1 protein-coding gene and 1 pseudogene are annotated in these 2,176 nt (G+C 52.1%); both read left to right on the top strand.

Annotated features, from left to right (window positions below; genetic code table 11):
• A pseudogene (locus AXF19_RS14690) lies at positions 1 to 215 on the top strand (hypothetical protein); the annotation flags it as partial.
• A 490-nt stretch (positions 216 to 705) separates the two neighbouring features.
• Entirely contained in the window at positions 706 to 2,106 is a 1,401-nt protein-coding gene (gene ltrA / locus AXF19_RS03065) for a group II intron reverse transcriptase/maturase (protein ID WP_066844842.1), read from the top strand.
• Positions 2,107 to 2,176 lie beyond the last annotated feature (70 nt).

Genomic DNA, 2,176 nt, shown 5'->3' with positions numbered 1-2,176 from the left:
GGAAGCAATGGAAGAAGCCGAGGACGAAGATTCGTAATTTATGCAAGTTGGGAGTTCCCCTTGAAACAGCCTACAAAGCAGGAAACTGCCGGAGAGGTTGTTGGTGGACAAGCAACACGGTGGCGGTCAAGATGGCAATGACAAAAGAAAGACTGATACGCTTCGGCTTTTATGATTTAGCCGAGGCATATCAGTCTGTACACGCAACCTATTGAAACCGCCGTGTACCGAACGGTACGCACGGTGGTGTGAGAGGACGGCGGCTAATCACCGTCTCCTACTCGATGTGCGCCTGGCGGCGCACGTTTCTAACCGATGAAAGATCGGAGTCTGCCCGGTAGCGGGAAAGACATAGCCAAAGACAAGGGTGTTCGTCGCGAGGCGAAATCTGAAGGAAGTCGGCGGCAAACCTCCGGCCTGACGAACAGGAACCGCATAGGAGGCTATCGTTGGGGATAAGGCCGCGATCCAGGTTGAAGTCCCAAAGCTACACGGAACCAACGGTGGTAAATGCGGCAGGTAGATGGAGGGAAAGAAACGTGTGGTACCCGGGGAGGTCTGCATAAAACGCTCGGAAAAGGGCAACCACAGCCGCAAGGCTGTGCTGAATATGCAGAAGTCAGCAGAGGCCATAGTAGCCGAGAGGTGAAGGGTCGAATCAGTAGGAGTATCCAAGTACAACCGGGAAAGGAGGAGCGACTGGAAATGGCAGAAAACCGGAAAGAAAAGGGCTGCCCGCAAAAGGATCGTGCGGAACACGAAGAATATGCGGGAGCGTCAAGGTCGTTCCGTCGGATATGGGAGGAAAGGAACCGTGTACAGCCGGAGCTCTTGGAGAAGATACTGAGCAGGGAGAACCTGAACAGAGCTTTCAAGAGAGTGAAGGCAAACAAAGGAGCCGCGGGAGTCGATGGCATGACCATCGAAGAAACGCAGGCACACTTGAAAGAAGGAAACCATGCGAAAGCACTAGTGGAACGAATCCTGCGGGGAAAATATACCCCGCAGCCGGTGCGAAGCGTTGGAATCCCGAAGCCGGACGGAGGAGAGAGGAAACTCGGCATTCCCACCGTCATAGACCGTACCATACAACAGGCAATCGCGCAGCAGCTCGTAGGAATCTATGAGCCGCTGTTCGCCGAAGGAAGCTATGGGTACCGACCGGGAAGAAGTGCCAAAGACGCCATACGAAAGGTGAAAGAATACGCAGAGCAGGGCTACACCTATGCGGTAGCGCTGGACTTATCCAAGTATTTTGACACCCTGAACCACGAAATTCTGCTTCAGTTACTGAGGAAGGACATAAAAGATGAGCGAGTCATCCAGCTCATCAAGAGATACCTCAAAAGCGGAATCATGGAAAAAGGCGTAGTCCGAGAGAGAGAAGAAGGCTCCCCTCAGGGAGGGAATTTATCGCCCCTGTTAGCCAACATCTATCTCAACGAATTTGACCAAGAATATGCGAAAAGGGGAGTCCCGTGCATACGGTACGCGGACGATATCGTACTGCTCGCCAAGAGCAGGCGAGCTGCGCAGCGAATCTTGGTCAAGAGCACGGCCTATCTTGAGGGAAAACTGAAGCTGAAAGTCAACCAAGAGAAAAGCAGAACGGTCAGCGTGTTCGCAACGAAGCAATTCAAATATCTCGGATTCACGCTGGGGAAAAACGGAAGCGGCGTATATGTACGAGTCCACCCGCAAGCGTGGAAGAAGATGAAAGCCAAATGCAAAGAACTAGTGTCCCGGAGGAGGGTGCAGAAACTGCCGACCTCTCTGGACAAGATAAAAGAATATATGCGAGGCTGGTTGAACTACTACGGGATAGCGAGCATGAAGAATCGCATAGACGAATTGAACCAATGGCTGTACCATCGCGTAAGGATGTGTATCTGGAAGCAATGGAAGAAGCCGAGGACGAAGATTCGTAATTTATGCAAGTTGGGAGTTCCCCTTGAAACAGCCTACAAAGCAGGAAACTGCCGGAGAGGTTGTTGGTGGACAAGCAACACGGTGGCGGTCAAGATGGCAATGACAAAAGAAAGACTGATACGCTTCGGCTTTTATGATTTAGCCGAGGCATATCAGTCTGTACACGCAACCTATTGAAACCGCCGTGTACCGAACGGTACGCACGGTGGTGTGAGAGGACGGCGGCTAATCACCGTCTCCTACTCGA

The sequence above is a fragment of the Selenomonas sp. oral taxon 126 genome (assembly GCF_001683335.1).
Classification (GTDB): domain Bacteria; phylum Bacillota; class Negativicutes; order Selenomonadales; family Selenomonadaceae; genus Centipeda.
This window is presented reverse-complemented; position numbering and strand designations above follow the sequence as displayed.

Bases quoted from the DNA above. Each gene is read 5' to 3' on its own strand.
- ltrA (WP_066844842.1), top strand. From the start codon at position 706: ATGGCAGAAAACCGGAAAGAAAAGGGCTGCCCGCAAAAGGATCGTGCG.